Annotated in this window: 3 protein-coding genes; 2 read left to right on the top strand and 1 reads right to left on the bottom strand. The window is 46.3% G+C overall.

Annotated features, from left to right (window positions below):
* Positions 1 to 93 precede the first annotated feature (93 nt).
* Positions 94 to 504, top strand: coding sequence for a helix-turn-helix transcriptional regulator (locus AC805_RS07205; RefSeq protein ID WP_055074790.1), 411 nt, complete (start codon positions 94 to 96; stop codon positions 502 to 504).
* 235 nt (positions 505 to 739) lie between these two features.
* The gene (locus AC805_RS07200; RefSeq protein WP_055074789.1) at positions 740 to 2,755 is read left to right on the top strand and encodes a heavy metal translocating P-type ATPase; all 2,016 of its coding nucleotides are present in this window, start codon (positions 740 to 742) and stop codon (positions 2,753 to 2,755) included.
* A gap of 180 nt (positions 2,756 to 2,935) precedes the next feature.
* On the opposite strand, the gene AC805_RS07190 is transcribed toward AC805_RS07200, so the two are convergent.
* Positions 2,936 to 3,856, bottom strand: a complete 921-nt coding sequence (locus tag AC805_RS07190; protein ID WP_055074787.1) for an FTR1 family protein — start codon at positions 3,854 to 3,856, stop codon at positions 2,936 to 2,938.
* Positions 3,857 to 3,941: the final 85 nt, after the last annotated feature.

Raw genomic sequence — 3,941 nt, 5'->3', positions numbered from 1 at the left:
GGTTTTGGTAATTTATTTTGCACAAGCACTTAAGATTAAAGTTGAAAATGATTATCAATTTTTATTATTAAATTATTATCAAATTTTATTGCCATGCCAGCCAAATCGAAACCACAGTCTGCCAAAACCCAGTCTGCCAAAACTGATGATGCGCCAAACTGTGAAATTCATCTGGTGCATTTAGATAAAGTAGCAGCTTGCCAGTCTGAGCTAGTCGCGCTCAAACAAGCTCAACAAATGGCAGATTTTTTTGCGGTATTGTCCGATCCCCATCGACTGCGCCTCATATCGGCTCTAGCCCAACAGGAATTATGTGTTTGCGATCTGGCGATCGCCATGAAAATGAGCGATTCGGCGGTATCCCATCAACTGCGAATTTTGCGATCGGCGAGATTAGTCACATACCGCAAGGAAGGGCGCAATGTTTATTACAGCCTTGCAGACGAGCATATTGTGAATCTCTACCGAGAAGTTGCCGACCATTTGCAAGAAGTTGAGTCTTAACGCGCAATTATGGCGGGATCGCCATAATTGCGCTTGCTTCCGACAGTTTTGTAGAGAGTTGCCGCGCGGAGCGCGGCAACTCTCTTTTATGTCCTGATACAGTTGGCGGCAGCTATAAAAACCAAACCCCGTAATGGTTCTCAAAGCTCAAAATGGCTAAACCATTTTGAGCTTTGGTATTACACCAGTTTACTGCTAATCTATTGAATAGTTGTTCAAGTATTCAGATGTAGGTATGGAAAAAAATTGTTGCGGTGACGAGCCGATTAAAAGCTCTAGGAGACACGATCGCGCGCATGACGAAGGTACACACCACCCTCAAAGCTCTCAGAACCATGGGCATAATCACAGTCATGACCATGACGGACATGATCATAGTCATGGTTCTGAGGAATTCGATCTCCAAAAAGAAGCTATTCCCGTGCTTGTGGTGATTGTCCTGTTTTTGATTGGTTCCATTTATAACGAGCAACTGCATAATACGCCCTATGCCGTGGCAGAATATTTGATTCTGATTCCTGCCTACTTATTAAGCGGTTGGAACGTACTGATGACTGCTGGCAGGAACATCCTGAAGGGTAGGATTTTTGATGAGAACTTCTTGATGACCATCGCCACATTGGGAGCGATCGCCATTCATCAATTGCCTGAAGCGGTCGGTGTGATGTTGTTTTTTAAAGTAGGAGAACTCTTCCAAGACTACGCGGTAGGCAACTCAAGGCGATCAATTAAAGCGGTTTTAGAAGTCCGTCCCGACTATGCCAACCTTAAGGTTGATGGCGTAATTACTAAGACCTCTCCCGATCTAGTCCAGATCGGCGACATCATTACAGTTACCGCAGGCGAAAAGATTCCCCTCGATGGCATCGTGATTGGGGGAACTTCGCAAATAGATACTTCAGCACTCACGGGCGAATCCATCCCGCGTTCTGTCCGCGTAGGTGATATTGCCCTTGCAGGAACTATCAATAAAACTGGAATTTTAGATATTCAAGTCACCCAGTTATTTGGAGAATCCTCGATCGCGAAAATTCTCGACTTAGTCGAAAATGCCAGTAGCAAAAAGGCGGATACCGAGAAATTAATCACTAAATTTGCCAAGATCTATACGCCGATTGTGGTATTTATCTCCTTAGCGATCGCGATCGTTCCACCACTGCTGATTCCTAAGGCTACCCTAGCGGAATGGGTATACCGCGCCCTCGTTATTTTGGTGATTTCCTGCCCTTGTGGTCTAGTGATTAGCATTCCCCTTGGTTATTTTGGCGGTATAGGTGGGGCTGCGAAGCGTGGCATTCTCATCAAAGGTTCGACATTCTTAGATGTCTTAAACGATGTGAAAACGGTTGTCTGCGATAAGACAGGAACTTTAACCAAGGGAACCTTTAAAGTAACGCAGATCGTCCCCGAACAGGGCTTTAGCCAAGATGAATTACTATCTATTGCAGGTCATATCGAAGCCCAATCGACCCATCCGATCGCGCAGTCGATCAAGGAAGCCTACAAAGGAGAATTGGATTTAACCAAGGTTTCCCATTACGAAGAAATTGCTGGGCATGGGATTCAGGCGATGCTAGGCGATCGCTTGACGATTGCTGGCAACGATCGCCTCCTTCATCGAGAAAGCATTGCCCACGATACTTGCAAAGTCTCTGGTAGCGTAGTGCATCTTGCCGTAGATACAAAATATGCAGGTTATATTATCGCTGCGGATGAAATCAAAGACGATGCGATCGAGGCAATCCAAAATCTGCATAAAATCGGCATCAAGCAAGTGATTATGCTCTCTGGGGATAACAATGGTGTAGCTGCCGATATTGCAGGCAGGTTAGGGCTCGATTCCTACATTGCGGAACTGTTGCCTGAAGGAAAGGTCGATGCATTTGAGAAGATTATCAGTAAATTAGGCAAATCAGAGAAAGCAATTTATGTGGGCGATGGCATCAATGATGCGCCTGTAATCGCTCGGGCGGATGTCGGTATTGCTATGGGCGGTTTGGGTTCCGATGCGGCGATTGAAACGGCGGATGTCGTGATTATGAATGATTCTCCGACCAAGATCGCCGAGGCGATTCAAATTGCCCGTAAAACCCACAGCATCGTCTGGCAGAATATCATTTTCGCATTGTCCGTTAAAGCTATATTTCTCGTCCTTGGAGCCTTCGGCTTGGCAACGATGTGGGAAGCAGTTTTTGCCGATGTCGGTGTGGCTTTAGCGGCGATCGCTAATGCCACTAGAGTTCTGAAATAAGGCTAGGGGCGGCGCTTCGCGTCTCCCCTAGCCCAAGATGAGTAGCGACGCGAAGCGCCCCTACTCATCTTGGGTATTATACCAATTCCCAAAAGTGTGACTACACTTTTGGGAATTGAAAACCAAACCCAGTAAGGGTTTTCAAAGCACAAAATGGCGTAGCCATTTTGTGCTTTGGTATTACTTAACATTCTGCATGGGCTTGACGGTGAGGCTTTGGAAATAGAGAAATCCCGCAGAGAATAGGAAAGTGAAATAGCCGATCGCTTGTCCTAAAAATAAGCGATCGCGAAAACCAAACATCGCTTTAAGTAATATTCCTGGAAATTCTTTGTCGGGTAGAACATCATGCACATCCCAAACCAAGCCACCCAACAAGCAAGAACTCATTTCCGCAGTAGAAGATGCAGGAAAACAGATAGAAGTCTGAGAGAGTTCGGCATAGGCAGCAACCGCCCTATCGAGATGTCCGATCGCACTGATGACTAGCCCTGCGACTATAAGTAACAGGAAAACTCCCATCGCTTGAAAGAAGACTTTCAGATCGATCCGAATTCCAAATTGAAATAGGGCAATTCCGATCGCCACGGCTCCAACTAAGCCCGCGATCGCCCCGACAATCGGGACAATTCCGCCTTGCAACTTTGCCGAAATAAAGATGACCACCTCAAAACCCTCCCGCAAGACCGCAATGAGAATCAGCACAAACACCGCCCAACCTGCTGTTTGTGCGTTCGCGATCGCTTTACCGATTTTCCCCTCGATTTCCCCCTTCAGAGCCTTGGCATTTTCAGTCATCCAGACCAACATCCAACTTAACATCGCGATCGCCGTAAGCCCTAAAATCCCCTGCCACAATTGCCCGTAAAAAGCAGCTTGAGCGGGATCCGTACCTTCGACCTGTTTTAAAAACCAGTTTAGTAATATACCGACGACAAAGCTCGCCAATACACCTGTAGCAATACCGCCATACACCCAAGGATTGAGTGCACTGCGATCGGCTTTTTTGAGATATGCCATGACAATCCCCACCACGAGAGCCGCTTCTACGCCTTCACGTAAGGTAATTGCAAAAATTGGTAAGGCGGCACTAAAGTCCATAACTAACTTTTCCTAAAGATCCTAAGTAGTTCAGCAGTAGTTCTGCATAATTAAAAACCAAAGCCAGAGAGAGTACCGCCCGCTA

Origin of the sequence: Pseudanabaena sp. 'Roaring Creek', assembly GCF_001402795.1 — a bacterium.
Lineage (GTDB): Bacteria > Cyanobacteriota > Cyanobacteriia > Pseudanabaenales > Pseudanabaenaceae > Pseudanabaena.
Note: the sequence above shows the minus strand (reverse complement) of the source record. Positions and strands in the feature narration are given on the sequence as shown.